A 16985-nucleotide genomic window follows, 5' to 3' on the forward strand; every position below is an offset into this window, starting at 1 on the left:
GTTAACTGATTTTTATCAATCAGCTTGAATTCTCGTTTTGGCCAGGCCTAAAATCATTAGAGCTCTAACGATATTGCAGACTGGCCTATGGATAACCGACAGCTTAACTTCTCCCATCTTTTATATCTGACCGCCCACCACTGGCGGCTTGCGGTCAACCGTCGCCTCAAAAACCTTGGCATGAGCCAGGCCAGTTGGGTCGCCGTTGCCGCCATTGCCCGTAACGAACAGCCGCTATCACAAAGCGAGCTGGCCCAGGAGCTGGGCGTCGAAAGCGCCACCCTCGTGCCGCTGCTTAACCGACTGGTCGATCTCGGCCTGGTTGAGCGGGTCAAAACCGAACGCGATAAGCGTAAACGGCTGCTGATCGCCACCGCCAAAGGCCTTGAGATTTATCAACAGGTGAAAACGGTGGCCGACGGTTTGCGTGAGGAGATCCTCACTGCCATTACCCCAGAAGAACAGCAGCAGACCCAGCGGGTGCTGGAAAAACTGCTGCGCGAGGTGGAGAAAAAATAATGCCTCGCCGTAAAAGTAACCCCTACGTTCCCCACGACTGGGCCCCGCATGAAAAACCGGCCATTCTCGGCTCACCTTCAACGCCTATTCACAGCACGCCAAAACGTATTGCCTACGGAATCGTCGGGCTGCTGGTGTGCCTGACCGGGGCGCTGGGCAACGCGGTGGTCACTGCCAACCTGCAGCTATTGCAGGGGACCTTTGCCGCCTGGTCGACAGAGATCGCCTGGCTACCGGCGGTCTACGTGATGACTAACGTCTCCATCAACCTGCTACTGGTGAAATTCCGCCAGCAGTTTGGCCTGCGCGCCTTTACCGAAGGTTTTCTGGTGCTCTACGTGCTGGTGACCTTCTTCCACCTGTTCGTTAACGACCTCAGTTCAGCCCTGATGGTGCGCGCGGCGCATGGCATGGTGGCGGCAGCACTCAGCTCGTTAGGGATTTATTATCAGGTGCAGGCCTGGCCTGCCCGCCATCGGCTAAAGGCGCTGACTATCGGCATCACTGGCTCCTCGCTGGCGATCCCCCTTGCCCGCCTTTTCTCTACCGAACTGCTACAAATTGATGAGTGGCGCGGGCTGTACTTCTTCGAACTGGGGCTGGCGCTGGTGTCGCTGGCCTGCGTGATGGCGCTGAAGCTGCCGCCGAGCGATCGCAAAAAAGTGTTCGAGAAGAAAGATTTCATCACCTTCTGCCTGCTGGCACCGGGGATGGCGCTGGTGTGCGCAGTGCTGTCGCTGGGGCGTCTGGACTGGTGGTTTGAAGCGCCGTGGATTGGCTGGTCGCTGGCGGGCGCAGTGGTGTTGATTGTTTCCGCTATCGCCTTTGAACATAACCGCAGCAACCCGCTGCTCAATACTAAATGGCTATCCAGTGGCAGTATTCTGCGACTCGGGCTGATTATGCTACTGATCCGTATCGTGCTGGCGGAGCAGAACACCGGAGTGATTGGCTGGCTGCAGTACGTCGGCCTGCAAAATGAGCAGATGACCAATCTGGCCTGGTCTATTTTTGCCGGGATCGCCTGCGGGATTGTCGCCAGCTGCCTGACGCTAAATCCGCAGCGCCTCTACTGGCCCACCGCCACGGCGCTGGCGTTGATAATGATTGCCTCACTGCTCGACAGCCAGTCGACGATCCTCACGCGACCAGAACAGCTGATGTTCAGCCAGTTCCTGCTCGGTTTCGGCAGCGCCTTCTTCCTCGCCCCGGCGATGCTGGCGGGCATTGGCGGCGTGATCGCCGATCAGCGCAACCTGGTGAGTTTTTCGGTACTGTTCGGTATGAGCCAAAACATCGGTGGCCTGCTGGGCTCCGCCATTCTCGGGACCTTCCAGACCTGGCGAGAGAAGTTTCACTCCAGCCAGCTTGCCGACCAGCTCACCACGCTTAATCCGCTGATCACCGAACGCTTACAGCAATACAGCCAGATGTACCAAAGCCAGATTGGCGACAGCACGCTGCTGAACGTTCAGGCTACCACGCTGCTGCAAAACGCCGCCACGCTACAGGCCAATATTCTCGCCTACAATGACACGTATCTGCTGACGGCGGCGATTTCCGCCGCCACGCTGGTCTGGGTTTTCTGGCGCTTAATAAGATTGCGTATTACCGCCCGTATCGCGCTGAAACGCGCCACGGGCAGCAAATAAAATTTTCACTCTGGAGTCGTTATGAGTCAGCAGGATGCGGCCAAACAACAGGCCAACACCCGTAATAATATTCGCGTGGTATCCATTTTTACCGCCGCCGCCATTGGTATCGTCGGCGTACTGGTTATTCTTTACGCCTGGCAGCTACCGCCATTTACCCGTCAAAGCCAGTTTACCGATAACGCCTATGTGCGCGGGCAGACCACCTTTATCAGCCCGCAGGTTAACGGCTATATCACTCAGGTGAAGGTGCAGGATTTCAATCAGGTAAAAGCCGGAGACGTGCTGTTTCAGATTGACGATCGCATTTATAACCAGCGCGTTCACCAGGCGGAAGCTCAGGTGGCGATGAAAGAGGCGGCGCTGAAGAATAACCAGCAACAGCGTAAAAGCGCGGAAGCGGTGATCGCGCGTAACGAAGCGGCGCTGCAAAACGCCCGCGCGCAGAATCTTAAAACGCAGGCGGATCTGAAACGCGTTCAGGAGCTGACCGCCGACGGTTCCCTTTCCATTCGCGAGCGCGATTCTGCCCGCGCCAGCGCGGCGCAGGGCAATGCGGATATTGAACAAGCGAAGGCAACGCTTGAGATGTCACGTCAGGATCTGCAATCGACCATCGTTAACCGTGACTCGCTGGTGGCCGATGTCGCCAGTGCCAAAGCGGCGCTGGAGCTGGCGCAAATCGATCTGCAAAACACCCGTATAGTCGCTCCGACTGACGGCCAGCTAGGGCAGATTTCCGTCCGGCTAGGCGCTTACGTCACCGCCGGGACGCATTTGACCTCGCTGGTGCCGCCACAGCACTGGCTGATCGCCAATTTAAAAGAGACCCAGCTGGCGCAGGTGCGCGTGGGACAGCGGGTGACTTTCACCGTCGATGCGCTGAACGGCGAAAAATTCACCGGTACCGTACAAAGTATTTCCCCGGCGACCGGCGTTGAATTCAGCGCCATTTCGCCGGATAACGCCACCGGTAACTTTGTCAAAATCGCCCAACGCATTCCGGTGCGTATCGCCGTGGATGAGGGACAGAAAAACCACCAGCGGCTGCGTCCGGGGATGTCGGTGCAGGTCACCATTGATACGCGCGGGGAGGAGAAACAATGATCCGCCCGCTCACCCTCACCGTCATTCTCGCGTTGGTTGGCTGTCAGTCTGCCGACATCCAGCAAGCCGCCCCCACGTTACAAATCCCCGCCGCCTGGCGCGCGGATTTCGGTCCAGGCAGCCCGGTGGAAGGCGTGTGGTGGCGCAACCTTCACGACAGCACGCTCAATCTGTATGTCGATCAGGCTCTGCGTTACAACAGCGACGTGCTGATTGCCCGCGAGCGGGTGAATGAGTATCAGGCGCGGGTTTATGCCGCCGACAGCAGCTTGTTTCCCTCTCTTGACGCCGGACTAACCGGCACCCGCGCGCGTTCGCAGTCGGCAGCGACCGGCCTGCCTGTCCATAGCACGGTGTATAAAGGCGCGCTAACCGCGAGTTACGATGTTGATATCTGGGGTGCAAACCGTAGCGCCGCCAGCGCGGCGGAGGCTAGCCTTGAGGCGCAAAAGGCCGCTGCCGCGGCGGCGAACCTGACCGTCGCGACGTCGGTGGCGGTTGGCTACGTTACTCTGCTCTCGCTGGATGAACAGCTGCGGGTGACGCAGCAAACGCAAAAATCGCGAGAGGATGCGTTTAATCTGGCGAAACGTCAGTTTGAGACGGGCTACACCTCCCGTCTGGAGCTAATGCAGGCGGATTCGGAACTGCGCTCTACGCGGGCGCAGATCCCACCCTTGCAGCACCAAATCACCCAGCAGGAAAATGCGCTTAGCCTGCTGATCGGGTCTAACCCGGGAACCATTAAGCGTAATGAATTCGCCCAGTTGACGCCGCTGACGCTGCCGGCACAGCTACCGTCAACGCTGCTTAACCGCCGCCCGGATATCGTTCAGGCCCAACGTCAACTGCTCGCCGCCGACGCCACGCTGGCGTCCTCGCAGGCGCAGCTGCTACCGTCAATTAACCTTACCGCCACCGGTAGCATGCAGGACCGTACCCTGCCCGATCTGCTCGATAATCCGCTACGCTTATGGAGTCTGGGTGGCAGTATTTTGGCACCGCTCCTCAACCGTCAGGCGCTAAATGCTCAGGTGGATGTGTCGATGGCCCAGCGCAATCAGGCGCTGTACGGCTATGAGAAAACGGTGCGCAGTGCGTTTAAGGAGGTGAACGACAGCCTCGATGCGATTGGCCGCTACGGCGAGCAGTTGGCGGAGTTACAAGAGCAGGAGAAAGTCGCCCAGGAGACGCTGCGTATCGCCCAGAACCGCTATCGCAACGGTTACTCATCTTACTTAGACGTGCTGGACGCCCAGCGCACGCTGTTCTCCACCCAACTCAGCGTGGTACAGGTGAAAAACAACCTGCTGCTGGCACAAATTGATTTGTACCGGTCGCTGGGAGGCGGCTGGTCTGATTCACCAGGGAAGTAATACGGGAAGTCTGACATGCAGCAACAGTGGACGGCAGTAGATAATTATCTCGTTGAAGCATTAATCCCCAGCGATCCGATACTGGAGCGGGTTCTCGATAACAACGAGCGCGCCGGGCTTCCGGCTATCGATGTCGCCGCCAACCAGGGGCAGTTTCTGGCCCTGCTGGTACGAATGACCCGCGCAAAACGAGTGCTGGAAATCGGCACTCTCGGCGGCTACAGCACCATCTGGATGGCCCGAGAATTACCCACTGATGGCGAATTACTCACTCTGGAGGCCGACGCCCATCATGCCGCCGTGGCGCGGGAAAACCTCCGGCTGGCGGGCGTTGATAACAAGGTTAAGGTACTGGAAGGCCCGGCGCTGGCGACCCTCGAAAAGCTGGGCGATTGCCCGCCGTTTGACCTGATTTTTATTGATGCGGATAAGCCAAATAACCCAAACTATCTGCGCTGGGCTCTGCATTATTCCCGTCCGGGGACGTTGATTGTTGGTGATAACGTCGTGCGCGACGGTGAAGTGACTAACCCGCACAGCACGGACGATCGCGTTCAGGGCGTCAGAGCGTTTATTGAGATGATGGGCAGCGATCCTCGCCTGACGGTCACGGCGCTGCAAACGGTAGGCAGCAAAGGCTGGGATGGCTTTACGCTGGCGTGGGTGAACCATTAATTAATCTGAGAATCCGGATTGCGGCGCTAAGCCACAATTCGGATCATGCCTGCTATTGTTGATACTCATACTGGTATTTCTGCTGTAGCCGTTGCCCCCTTTCCACATATTCCTCATCCGCTGAACGTATTTTCGTAATAATATCAGTCAGCGTACAGTTCCCGATGTTGTCCCACGCCGAACACATATTTTCCATAATCAGTTTGGCGTTGCCATATGCAGCCTCGTCAGATAACCAGCGTCCTTTACGGTCCCAGCGAGACTGACGGTCGTAAGCAGTGGAAACAACGCGGCTTAAGCGACCCTTTTCGTTATAACTAAAATCGGTGAAAACCTTCTGCGGAGAATCAACATCATATTCCCGGACCAGGCGATGCTGGTCGTTATAGCGGTAGCGCCTGGTTCTCGTGTCGCTCAGTTTCTCCCTCCCTGTCTTATCTTCCTCTGACCAGGCGATCCGCCCCAATTCATCGGTATGGAAATAGCGGCTCGTCGTTGAGGTATTCACTTCTTTATCCCTCTTAATGACAGTCGTGATTTCCTGTACCCACCCTTTACCGCCATCCTCGCTGTTGCGGCTAAGTTTGATTTTAGTGCTTGATGTCATACCACCACCAAAATCGCTCTCCCGCGTAGCTATACGGCTTTCCAGCATACCGCAGCGGGAAAAGATCATCTTGTTGTAATACTGATTATCCTCACCGGAAATCTGCACGCTACGTAGCTCTCCCGTAAACGGTACCATTCTTGTTAAAATAAAAAAATTCGCTTCGTTGATAGTCAGTTGCGCCTTATCGCAAGCGTGGCCGTTTTGCCATTTCCATAGCGTAAATGCCACGCCGCAGGCCACTACGACGAAAACAGACATAATAACTTTTGTTTTTTTCCGCATAAGCGACTCACATCCTTGTTGACAGGGAACATCATTCAGCGCTATTCGGCTGATAGTGAATTTGATAATTCACCTGCATTTCTCGTTCGGTTCCTGCGCGATTTGTATCCGCTTCCCACATATTGATTACTGTACAGTTTCCTACAACGTCCCACCTTGTGCATTTATCCTCAAACCGCATCGTATTACTGGCAGCATTCCCCTGAAGCATACTGGACAACCAGCGCCCTTTTTCATCCCATCGCAGCAAGCGGGTGCGGGACCCTTCGGTAATATGCGCTAGGCGTCCCTTGATATCGTAGTAATAGTCGATGAGGATATCAGCCGGAAAATCCGCGTGTTTCATCACTTCACGAATCACGCGGTTCTGATCATCATATAGATATTGCCAGGTCGTGGGTTCGCGCTGTTCTTCACCTACCCTATATTGACCCTTTGCATGAGTTATTCTTCCCTGTTTGTCAGTATAATAATGTCGAGTATCGACGCCCGTCTTATCTTTATACAAACCATCAATCGCTACCTCCATTAGCCATCCCTGCGGTTGATCACGCTTAATATGAATTGTCGTTCGCAACATTTTATTATCACCAATATCACGATCTCCCGTTTCAGAACGAGTTTCCAGCCGCCCGCAGTGGGAGAGTGACATCGTGCCGGATGATTCATAATGGTAAAGTTTTCCTTTGCCAGAAAACTGCATGGTAAGAGAACCTTCGTCTGGCATCGCTGGTGGCATTTTTGTCAAAATGATATAGTTCGAGTTATTGATAGCTAACTGAGTTTCATCGCAGGGCTGATTATCATTCTGTTTCCTTTGCGCCAATACCGCCCCGCTGGCCACCAGGATGACTGCCACCGCAATAACTTTCGTTTTATTCCGCATAAACTATTTACGTCCTTGTTGATAAATTTTACTGGCCCCACACCGCCTGAATGACTTTCCCTGGCATTGATACTTTTAACTGAGAGTGGTTCGAACGTATGCTCTTGCTCAACGCTGCTCACAGGCCGATTGACTTTATCATAGCAAAATGATGCGAATTATCTCTATTTTCTTTTTATTACTCTACTTGCGTCTGCACGATGTTTTAAGTTTTACTAACACTACCGCTCAGTATAACTTTGTAAAACACCCTGTTACTTTATCTTCTTAAGGTGCAACCATTTACCTGGTTCGGAGTATGCAAATATCGTCCCTTTTATAAAATAACGCCCCCCTGTTCTACGCAGTTCAAATTGTGGCGATGGATAGGGACACGCGTCTTTTTCTTCCCCACCAGAATAATATAACTTTAAAACCCCTGACTTATTCTCTACCGAATAATCGCCTGTACATGATATAGGTGCATGCCATGTTGTCATAGATAAAGAAGCTCGATTGCTTTTATTATCTATTTTTATTAAATACTGTAATGAAACCTGCGTTCCATCGATTAACTCTTCACCTCGCTGTTCGATTCCAAACTCACCCTCCCATGAGGTTGCGCCCATCGCAAGAGCACCACCATTCCAGAAAGAAGAAAGAACCAATACACAGCTTATAAAATATCTCATGCAATCTCCCCTGATTAATAATTTCCTCCATCACTACTGTCATATACATAACATTGACCAATTAAGGATTACAGCCATTATCTTTGTATTATACCCATCAATTTTATATAGACAAGAAAAACCACCACCAGCACAAACAGCCCCCTGAAATATATACCCCGTATAAATCCCGCAGTAATAAAAAGTGTTAACAATGCCACTCCGCATGAAGAAAGTGAAAAACCTCCTATGTATGGTTAAACGCGTCCGAAAGTGTAAAAATGCGATGGCTAATGTTTTACTCCCTGACATTGCAGAATGGTTAAGGGTTTAATATTCGGGTCAAAATTAAGATCACGCAATGCTAACGCACAGCACCCTGGAATAAGCGGGAACAATTCGGGGAGGTTTTTATTTATTGCCTTAAAACACACATCTCCCTTTATTTTCCCATAGGCACCGGCAGAGGGATTTGCAGCAGATTTAAGCAAGAACTTTGCAAAATCAACATTATGTTTCCACATCGCTACCCCCAGGGGAGTTCCGCCTACAGCATTATAGGGTTTATTGATATCCGCCCCACGCGCAAGCAAAAACGCAGCAATATCCTGATGCTCTTTCGTGCCATAATATGCCGCTATAGTTAAAGGCGTTTCCTCATAGCTGCCGCTGACGCCATTAACATCCGTTTTTGCAACATCCACCAAAAAGTGAACCGCTTCAACGTTAGCTCGACCTACTGCTTTGCTTAAAGCCTCACTTCTGCTCGGAATGGTCACGTTTTCACATTGTTCCACCTCATTATATTTACATGATGAGCCTTTCAAGCATTTGTCGCAAAAAAACCATATCTCTTTTAGTTCGTTTATATCATCAGAAAAACTCGCCACCGCGCTCAACGAATAGTTCTTTTCGAAAATATTATTAAACATACTGCATCCAGAAAGCACAGGGATGAGGAAAAAAAACAGCATTGATAACCTTTGCATAAGCTATATCTCATGAGCATTAAAATCTGTAAAACAACGATAGAATTGATAGTTTTTATATCCGTTAAAAATTACATTGAGATATTCGACATAGATTTTCCCCTCAGTCGACAACCTTAAGCGTATACTCCTTATCAAAACAGGCCCCAGGACATTGCGTACCCTTAGTACCACCGTCGACTCTGAATGTTAACTCACTGGCTTTTTCAGGCACACCTGAAATATTAACATGTATATCTATACCGTCTCTTACTAAAGAGAGTTTTAGGCCATTTTCCACATAGTCATCAGAATAATTATCACCAATTTTGATACTCATTGAAGACACCGGCGTGCCGTCAACATAAATACTCGCCTGGTATTTTTCACCGACTATCGCTACGGGCAATTTATCAGGGTAAACCGTTGCGCGATTAGGGAGTATCACGCAACAACCGGTTAATAACAGGGCCGCCAATAGAGTTATTATCTTCATATTATATCCATCAAGTTTTTATAGACAAAAAACTACTATAAGCGCAAACAGAACCCCCTGAAATATTCATTCGCTGAATAAAATTCGCACTAGTATTACCTCGAGAGCTTGAATCTTTATCTACCCAATAGTAACATTGTTCATCATGGAAAGTGAATTTATTATATGGGTAGTTTTCCATCAGCGATGTTTTACTGAATGGACAATACGCTCGGCAATTTTCAATAATTCATCCTTACCCATCGGAGATTTATTTTTTGCCATCCATCCGTTCTGTGATACATAGATTAATAAACCGGGCTGTTTCTTATGACGTTTGACATAACCCATATATAAATAGTTCGTATAATCATGATACTCAAGCTTGTAGCCAATTTCTTCAGGTCTTTCGAAGATATGTATTGGAACACCCATGTAATATTCACTGATGAACATTCCTACACCTTCTCGACCATCCATTTCAATATATCGATCTTTGGGAAGTAATAGTTCTCTTTTATCTGCGCCACGTAAAAGATATTTACTATTCCACATCCAGGCCGCAATATCTTTTAGGCCAGCATTATCTGCAGGTTCACGCTCATCCAGAGGGGCTTGTCCCAAAGTCTGGAAGAATATCGTTACATCCGGGTGTTCAGTCAGTCGATAAGAAACTCCCAACTGATGTGGTTCCTGCCCTGAATCACCGGCAATAAATCCATAAGGCAGGCAAAATCCCTGTTCAGACGGTACTTCATACAATTCACGTGCGCGAAAGCGCTTGATGAATGACTGTATCTCAGGACCCGTTTCCAACATAGCCTTATCAACTGTCAGATTTTTATCTTCTGGCCTCAACCAGGCTTCGGTCCAGAAAGAGTACAATCGGTCAGCATTTTTTAAATGCAATCCGTAATCGTGGGCGCCGCTTACAGAGAAACCATTCGGATATTTTTGTACTTTGTTATCAAATTTTCGTCTGAACTCTTTTTCAAGTTCCTATGGTTATTTAATCTGACATTTTCCATCGCCTTGCCGTTTTGACAACATTTTTTGGCAGGCAGCAACGTGACGCTGGGTTTCCCGCAGCGGTCCTCCCATCAATAGTCTTTCTATCCACGGTGTTTCCATCCAATGAGCCAGTTTCTCCGGCGAGTGCAATACGCAGTGCATCGCCACCGTATGATGAAAATTATTGAGGCTATTATCGTAAGCATCATAAGCACCTTCACCAATCCCATGCGGTACCACGCCGCGATCCAGCATGGCACTGAGGACGGGAATATACTGAGGAATATGAATAAAGAAGTAGAGTAGCTGGCCTCCTTTCGCTTTGGCGTACTGCTCCAGTCCCTGGAGATACCAGTCAACCTGAGGCCGATAATTTGAGTACAGATGTAGATTATAACGCGATAGCGCCACGGCAAGCGCTTGGGAAAAACGAGTGTTATTTAAGCCAAAATCAGCCAGCATCAACAGATTATCCAGCGACAATCGGGAACTAAAGACCCGCGTCATCATCTCCGGCAGTTCCGGCAGCGCAAAATGCGCAGCAGCTGCCGCCCGACAGTCTGGCCGCTCAAACGTCGCGAGCATGGCATAAATAGGATCGGCGATATCCAGGGGTTCCTGTGCAAGCTGGGTAAAAATATCGCGAGCGTTCCCACACTGCATCACCATCCAGCACACATTGACGAATTCTCCAGCGAGAGAGTCATTAACATAAAAGTCATCTGCAACAGAATGTTCTGTAAAATCCAGCCCAGCAACCCACTTAAAACGCATAGGGAAAACAACCGGGTTTGCAATCAGACAAATAAATTCGGCAGCATCAAAGCATTTGCCCTCAATGCGCTCAAAGATAAAACGGGCAATATCCGGATGATCGAATTGACTTCGCCCTGCACGACTTTCGGCAAAATGCCGCCAGCTGCTGGCATCCGTCGCCTGCTGTTGCGCCTGGATATAAAGCGTTGAGGCTTCGAAAGCCGTTTTTCCCGCAATATATTCAATACCATCCATCATACGATACCGGTAAACTAACTCACCGGGTGAAATAAGTTTCCGACTGATAGCACAACGCTTACGCGTTTTTCCTCCTAATACTTTTTCACTGATACTGCGGAATACGTAGGTATTCATGTCACGGTCATTGTCTGCTGTGTTCGGTGTTAAATATCGCTCCTGTAATGCCCTGAACTGCGGGCTTTCCAACAGGTTTTTCATCTCTATATTGAGAGCTGGCTCTAGCTGGATACGATAATCATCGGCATCAACAAAGTAATCCAGGTGAGTCTTGCGCCTGATAAGTACCGTCAATACCGCTAATGCTTCATCGATAAAACCTTGAGTAGAAAATAAAATCATACTATAGAGATAAAAGTCAAACTTATCTTCAATATATTCTAATTTATTTAATGTTTTCCGGACAAATAGCAGTGCGTCGTCGGTACGATCAACATTCATTAAATGCTGGAGGTGGCGTGTATATTGCCGCCAGGTATCTTCACAGTATTCATTCAGCACATTGGCGCTAATCAGTCGCTCCTGTTGTTCCAATAGCCAGGCTTCATCATAATGAAATGGTCCTAATGGATGATCTTCTGCAATGACGTTTTTCAAGGCAGCACGAGTAAAACCAACTCTGGAATAATTTCCATCCTCATCGCTGAATCTGCCAAGGGACTCAAGTATTGCGGACGCACGTTGCCACTCACCATCAGCACATGCCGCATCAAACAACACCCTATTTAGCGCTGGATAGCGCTGTTTAGCCGCAAAAACCGGAGTATTTCCCCGCCAGGAGCTAAAGCCGTTTGGATGTACGCGGTGGTATGCTGTCACGGCTTCTTCTAGCCAGTATTGCGCCATGAATGCACCATTGCAGCGGATCATCGCGGCAGTACCGAGAAAAATACCTAATGCCGCAAACGGTGGCAGGCACGAGAGACAGGACAGCTCTTCATCTTCGAAAGTATCAGGTTCCAGCGCCAACAACCAGTCAATATTGGTTGTTAAAGCGTCAACAATTTTATTGTTGTCCGTTAGATAAAATGCTTTTGTCACCCATACAATGGATTCTTTATCATTCATATTTATTCCATTTACTCTTCATGGAGAGTAAAAATATTAAACACCACAGTAACCAGACATTTTAAAATGCTTTTCACTATTTTTTGTTTTGATAATGATAATCGAGTCTACAACATTTCCCTCTTCGTCCATCGTTGATGTTTCAACCGGTATATAGGTCGCGACAATAGAGAGAGTTCCATTGTTAAAAATAGAGGTTGTCGCATCAGATGAAATTTGTTTTATCTTGGTTATTTTGCCATTCAATTTTATAATGGCGGCTGAAATACAATCTCCCGGCCCGGCTGGGCAAATAGCGCCTTCGACGTAATAATAAACATCCTCAGCGTGATTGTTTTTTAGACTGAAGGTACAAACTGGATGTCTCAGATCATCAATTTCCTCAAGGCTAAACCCGGTAATGTGAAAATTTTCTGATGATATAACTTCAGACTCAGCCGCACTACAGGAATCAATGCCTGACAATAATATAAATAATGAAATTGTTATACTTACGAATATATTACCAATACTTCTGTGTAATGTTTCATACTTCAAAAATGGAAAATGCATTTAGCCTCCTTATTTTTAAAATATTGTATGTAAGCTACCGCCATACCTGGATTTAAAAATCTGCACATCGCTATGTTACCCCATACTGGGAAGAACCCACCGGCAGCGCTATCTTTTCAGAATCCATAAAGAAACCCGGCCGCTTACGCTAACCGGGTTTCTCAAGGCTGAGTTAAACTACGTTGTCAGGCGCTGATCTGATCCATCGCCTGCAATACCCGCTTATCCGAAATCGGGTACGGCGTGCCGAGCTGCTGGGCGAATAGGCTGACGCGCAGTTCCTCGATCATCCAGCGGACTTCCTGCACGTCATCATCCTGGCGACGGTTAGGCGGTAGCTTATTCAGCCACTGCTGCCACGCCTGTTGGACGCTCTCGACCTTCAACATCTGCACGCGGTCGCGATGCGGGTCGATAGCCATTTTCTCCAGGCGTTTTTCAATCGCCTGCAGATAGCGCAGCGTGTCACCCAGACGGCGGAAACCGTTGCCGGTAACGAAACCGCGATAAACCAGCCCGCTCATCTGCGATTTGATATCCGACAGCCCCAGCGCCATGGTCATATCCACGCGGCCTTTCAGACGCTTGTTGACGTTAAATACTGCCGTCAAAATCTGCTCGACCTGTTTGGCGATTTCCACCACCGTCTCGTTCAGCTCGGCGCGCACTTTTTCATGCAGTACGGCAAAGCCCTCTTCCGTCCACACCGGCCCCCCCGCTTCATCGATCAGCTTATCGACGCCGCAGGAAATACAGTCATCGATCAGATCCAGCACCTTACCGTACGGGTTGAAATAGAGCCCCAGCTTAGCTTTGTTCGGCAGCTTCTCATGCAGATACTTAATTGGCGACGGAATGTTCAGCAGCAGTAAACGACGTAGACCGCGCCACATTGCCTGCTGCTGCTCCAGCGGATTATCAAACAGCTTGATCGCCACGCTGTCGCGTTCGTCCACCAGCGCGGGCCACGCTTTCACTTTGTAGTTGCCGCGCTTCTGCTCGTAGCTCTCCGCGAGGGTGCCAAAGCTCCAGATATGCAGCCCACTCTGCTCGATACCGTCATCAGCGACTGCGGACAGCGTCTCCTGCACTTTGCCCTTCAGAGCATCCTTCAGTTCCTGGAGCGAACGCCCTTCCTGCAGCTTCTTGTTCTTATCATCTACCACCCGGAAGGTGATTTTCAGGTGTTCGGGCACCTGATCCCACTGCCAGGACTCGCGGTCGATAGTCACCCCGGTCATCCGGCGCAGCTCGCGCTCAAGAGAATCCAGCAGCGGCAGCTCCAGCGGCGTCGCGCGGCCTAAAAACGCTTCCGCATAGTTGGGCGCAGGGACGAAGTTGCGGCGAACCGGCTTCGGCAGCGATTTAATCAGCGCGATAATCAGCTCGCGACGTAAACCGGGGATCTGCCATTCAAACCCGGCGTCTTCGACCTGATTTAATAAAGGCAGCGGAATATGCACCGTCACGCCGTCGGCGTCAGCACCCGGTTCAAACTGATAGGTGAGACGCAGCTTCAGGTTGCCCTGATGCCAGAAGTTCGGATAGTCCAGCTTGCTGACCTGCTCCGCCCCCTCTTTAATCAGCATGCTCTTCTCAAAGTTGAGCAGATCCGGCGTCTCGCGACTCGCCAGTTTCCACCACTTATCGAAGTGGCGCGCGGAGACAACGTCGTGGCTGATGCGCTGGTCGTAGAACTCAAACATCGTTTCGTCATCGACGAGAATGTCGCGGCGGCGCGATTTATGCTCCAGCTCTTCGATTTCGTTGCGCAGCTTCAGGTTGTCGCGGAAAAAGGCGTGACGCGTCTGCCAGTCGCCCTCCACCAGCGCGTGGCGGATAAACAGCTCGCGGCACAGCGCCGGATCAATCTGGCTGTAATTCACCTTACGCGCGGCCACAATCGGCAGGCCGTAAACGGTAACCTTTTCGGTCGCCATCACCGCGCCCTGCGCGCGCTCCCAGTGCGGTTCGCTGTACGAGCGTTTAATCAGATGCTGCGCCACCGGCTCAACCCATTCCGGGTCAATACGCGCGGCAATGCGCCCCCACAGACGGCTGGTTTCCACCAGTTCAGCAACCATCGTCCACTTCGGCGGTTTCTTAAACAGTCCGGAACCAGGGAAGATGGAGAAACGCGCATTACGCGCGCCAGTAAACTCCTGCTTATCGGCGTCTTTCATGCCGATATGCGACAATAAACCGGTCAGCAGCGCAACGTGAATTTCCCGATATTCAGCGGGTTCGCTGTTAACCGGAATACCCAGCTCTTTGACCACCTGACGCAGTTGGGTGTAAACATCCTGCCACTCGCGTACGCGCAGATAGTTAAGGAAATCGACCCGGCACTGCCGGCGGAACTGGTTCGATGACAGCGCTTTCTGCTGTTCGCCGAGGTAGTTCCACAGGTTTACAAACGCCAGAAAGTCAGACTCTTTGTCGTGGAAACGGCGGTGTTTTTCATCGGATGCCTGCTGTTTATCCATCGGCCGCTCGCGCGGATCCTGAATGGATAGCGCCGAGGTGATAATCATCGCCTCGCGCACGCAGCCGTGTTTTTGCGCTTCCAGCACCATCCGCGCCAGGCGTGGATCCACCGGCAGTTGGCTGAGCTGGCGGCCCATTGGCGTCAACTTATACGCAGTCTGCTGCTCGTCGGTGGTAATCGCCCCGAGCTCTTCCAGCAGGCGTATGCCGTCCTGAATATTGCGCTTATCCGGCGCTTCAACAAACGGAAACGCGGCGATATCGCCCAGCCCCAGAGCGGTCATTTGCAGGATAACGGACGCCAGGTTGGTACGCAGAATTTCCGGGTCGGTAAACTCCGGGCGCGACAGAAAATCATCTTCGGAATAGAGACGAATACAGATCCCTTCCGACACGCGACCACAGCGGCCTTTACGCTGGTTAGCCGAAGCCTGCGAAACCGGTTCGATCGGCAAACGCTGCACTTTGGTGCGGAAGCTGTAGCGGCTGATACGCGCGGTACCCGGGTCGATAACGTACTTGATACCCGGTACGGTCAGCGAGGTTTCCGCGACGTTGGTCGCCAGCACGATCCGCCGCCCGCTGTGAGCCTGGAACACGCGGTTCTGTTCGCTATTGGAAAGCCGCGCATACAGCGGCAGCACTTCGGTGTGGCGTAGATTCAGCTTATTGAGCGCATCTGCGGTATCGCGAATTTCACGCTCGCCGCTCATAAAGATCAGAATATCACCGGCACTTTCGCGCCCCAGCTCATCAACGGCGTCGAAAATCGCCTGTAACTGATCGCGCTCGGTGTCGTCCGCATCTTCGACAATCGGACGATAGCGCACTTCCACCGGATAAGTTCGGCCGGACACTTCGATAATCGGCGCGTTATTAAAGTGGCGCGAAAAGCGTTCCGGGTCGATGGTCGCCGAAGTGATGATGATTTTCAGATCCGGACGACGCGGCAGCAGCTCACGCAGGTAGCCGAGCAGAAAGTCGATATTCAGGCTGCGCTCATGCGCTTCATCGATGATGATGGTGTCGTACTGCATCAGCAGTCGATCCTGCTGGATCTCTGCCAGCAGGATACCGTCGGTCATCAGCTTGACCATCGTGTTGTCGCTAACGTGGTCGCTGAAGCGGACTTTATAGCCGATACAGCCGCCCGGTTCCGTTTGTAGCTCTTCGGCAATACGGTTGGCAACGGTTCGCGCCGCCAGACGACGCGGCTGAGTATGGCCGATTAAACCTTTGACGCCGCGCCCCAGCTCCATACAGATTTTCGGCAACTGAGTGGTTTTACCGGAACCGGTCTCCCCCGCCACAATCACCACCTGGTGGTCGCGCACAGCTTCGAGAATCTCTTGTTTTTTCTGGCTGACCGGCAGATTTTCCGGATAGGTGATATCTGGTCGGGCGGCTTCGCGCAGCAGGACTCTCCCTGCCGCCTGTTCAATTTCTTGCGCCATCTCCTGAAGAATGGCCTGTTGAGCTTCAGGATTTTTAACCTTCTTCACGCCGTGCAGGCGACGGGCGAAGCGCGGTTTATCGCGCAACATCAGGCCATCAAGCCGTTGCAGGAGCTGTGAGAAGGTGATTTTTTGTTGTTCTGTCATAGCGTTATCGGGCAGCGCACTGCCGGGAAAAATCTCTTTTGAAGTATCGCGT

At 51.2% G+C, this 16985-nt stretch carries 14 protein-coding genes; 5 read left to right on the forward strand and 9 right to left on the reverse strand.

The features are described 5' to 3' along the window. Window positions 1–87: 87 nt before the first annotated feature. The 5 genes from ACMYSL_RS15745 to ACMYSL_RS15765 are packed head-to-tail and all read left to right on the forward strand — an operon-like array spanning window position 88 to window position 5329. A complete protein-coding gene (locus ACMYSL_RS15745; protein ID WP_182238369.1) occupies window positions 88–519 on the forward strand; it encodes a MarR family winged helix-turn-helix transcriptional regulator in 432 nt (143 codons plus the stop codon). After that, window positions 519–2171, forward strand: a complete 1653-nt coding sequence (locus ACMYSL_RS15750; protein ID WP_181482393.1) for an MFS transporter — start codon at window positions 519–521, stop codon at window positions 2169–2171. The genes ACMYSL_RS15745 and ACMYSL_RS15750 overlap by 1 nt, the downstream gene beginning before the upstream one ends. 21 nt (window positions 2172–2192) lie before the next feature. Then, the gene (locus ACMYSL_RS15755; protein ID WP_434659016.1) at window positions 2193–3278 is read left to right on the forward strand and encodes an HlyD family secretion protein; all 1086 of its coding nucleotides are present in this window, start codon (window positions 2193–2195) and stop codon (window positions 3276–3278) included. Then, window positions 3275–4654, forward strand: coding sequence for an efflux transporter outer membrane subunit (locus tag ACMYSL_RS15760; RefSeq protein ID WP_434659017.1), 1380 nt, complete (start codon window positions 3275–3277; stop codon window positions 4652–4654). The genes ACMYSL_RS15755 and ACMYSL_RS15760 overlap by 4 nt, the downstream gene beginning before the upstream one ends. Window positions 4655–4669: 15 nt before the next feature. Then, window positions 4670–5329 carry an O-methyltransferase gene (locus tag ACMYSL_RS15765; protein ID WP_434659018.1) on the forward strand — a complete coding sequence of 220 codons (660 nt, stop codon included), beginning with the start codon at window positions 4670–4672 and terminating at the stop codon, window positions 5327–5329. A gap of 52 nt (window positions 5330–5381) precedes the next feature. On the opposite strand, the gene ACMYSL_RS15770 is transcribed toward ACMYSL_RS15765, so the two are convergent. From ACMYSL_RS15770 to hrpA, 9 genes are all read right to left on the reverse strand, one after another. Then, window positions 5382–6221: a hypothetical protein gene (locus ACMYSL_RS15770; RefSeq protein ID WP_434659019.1), complete on the reverse strand. Its 840-nt coding sequence runs from the start codon at window positions 6219–6221 to the stop codon at window positions 5382–5384. A 31-nt stretch (window positions 6222–6252) separates the two neighbouring features. Next, the gene (locus ACMYSL_RS15775) at window positions 6253–7107 is read right to left on the reverse strand and encodes a hypothetical protein (protein WP_434659020.1); all 855 of its coding nucleotides are present in this window, start codon (window positions 7105–7107) and stop codon (window positions 6253–6255) included. Between the two features lie 254 nt (window positions 7108–7361). Beyond that, window positions 7362–7778, reverse strand: coding sequence for a hypothetical protein (locus ACMYSL_RS15780; protein ID WP_434659021.1), 417 nt, complete (start codon window positions 7776–7778; stop codon window positions 7362–7364). 269 nt (window positions 7779–8047) lie between these two features. Continuing rightward, window positions 8048–8689: an ankyrin repeat domain-containing protein gene (locus ACMYSL_RS15785; RefSeq protein ID WP_434659022.1), complete on the reverse strand. Its 642-nt coding sequence runs from the start codon at window positions 8687–8689 to the stop codon at window positions 8048–8050. 160 nt (window positions 8690–8849) lie between these two features. Then, a complete protein-coding gene (locus ACMYSL_RS15790) occupies window positions 8850–9221 on the reverse strand; it encodes a hypothetical protein (protein WP_434659023.1) in 372 nt (123 codons plus the stop codon). Between the two features lie 180 nt (window positions 9222–9401). Then, window positions 9402–10109 carry a T6SS immunity protein Tli4 family protein gene (locus ACMYSL_RS15795; RefSeq protein ID WP_434659024.1) on the reverse strand — a complete coding sequence of 236 codons (708 nt, stop codon included), beginning with the start codon at window positions 10107–10109 and terminating at the stop codon, window positions 9402–9404. A 96-nt stretch (window positions 10110–10205) separates the two neighbouring features. Continuing rightward, window positions 10206–12293 carry a hypothetical protein gene (locus ACMYSL_RS15800; RefSeq protein WP_434659025.1) on the reverse strand — a complete coding sequence of 696 codons (2088 nt, stop codon included), beginning with the start codon at window positions 12291–12293 and terminating at the stop codon, window positions 10206–10208. 36 nt (window positions 12294–12329) lie between these two features. Continuing rightward, on the reverse strand, window positions 12330–12845 hold the full coding sequence (locus tag ACMYSL_RS15805) for an adhesin (RefSeq protein WP_434659026.1): 516 nt from the start codon (window positions 12843–12845) through the stop codon (window positions 12330–12332). A 185-nt stretch (window positions 12846–13030) separates the two neighbouring features. Beyond that, complete coding sequence (hrpA, locus tag ACMYSL_RS15810) at window positions 13031–16876, reverse strand: ATP-dependent RNA helicase HrpA (RefSeq protein WP_434664112.1); 3846 nt, start codon at window positions 16874–16876, stop codon at window positions 13031–13033. Window positions 16877–16985 lie beyond the last annotated feature (109 nt).

Source organism: Klebsiella sp. MISC125 (genome assembly GCF_051131775.1).
GTDB lineage: Bacteria > Pseudomonadota > Gammaproteobacteria > Enterobacterales > Enterobacteriaceae > Klebsiella.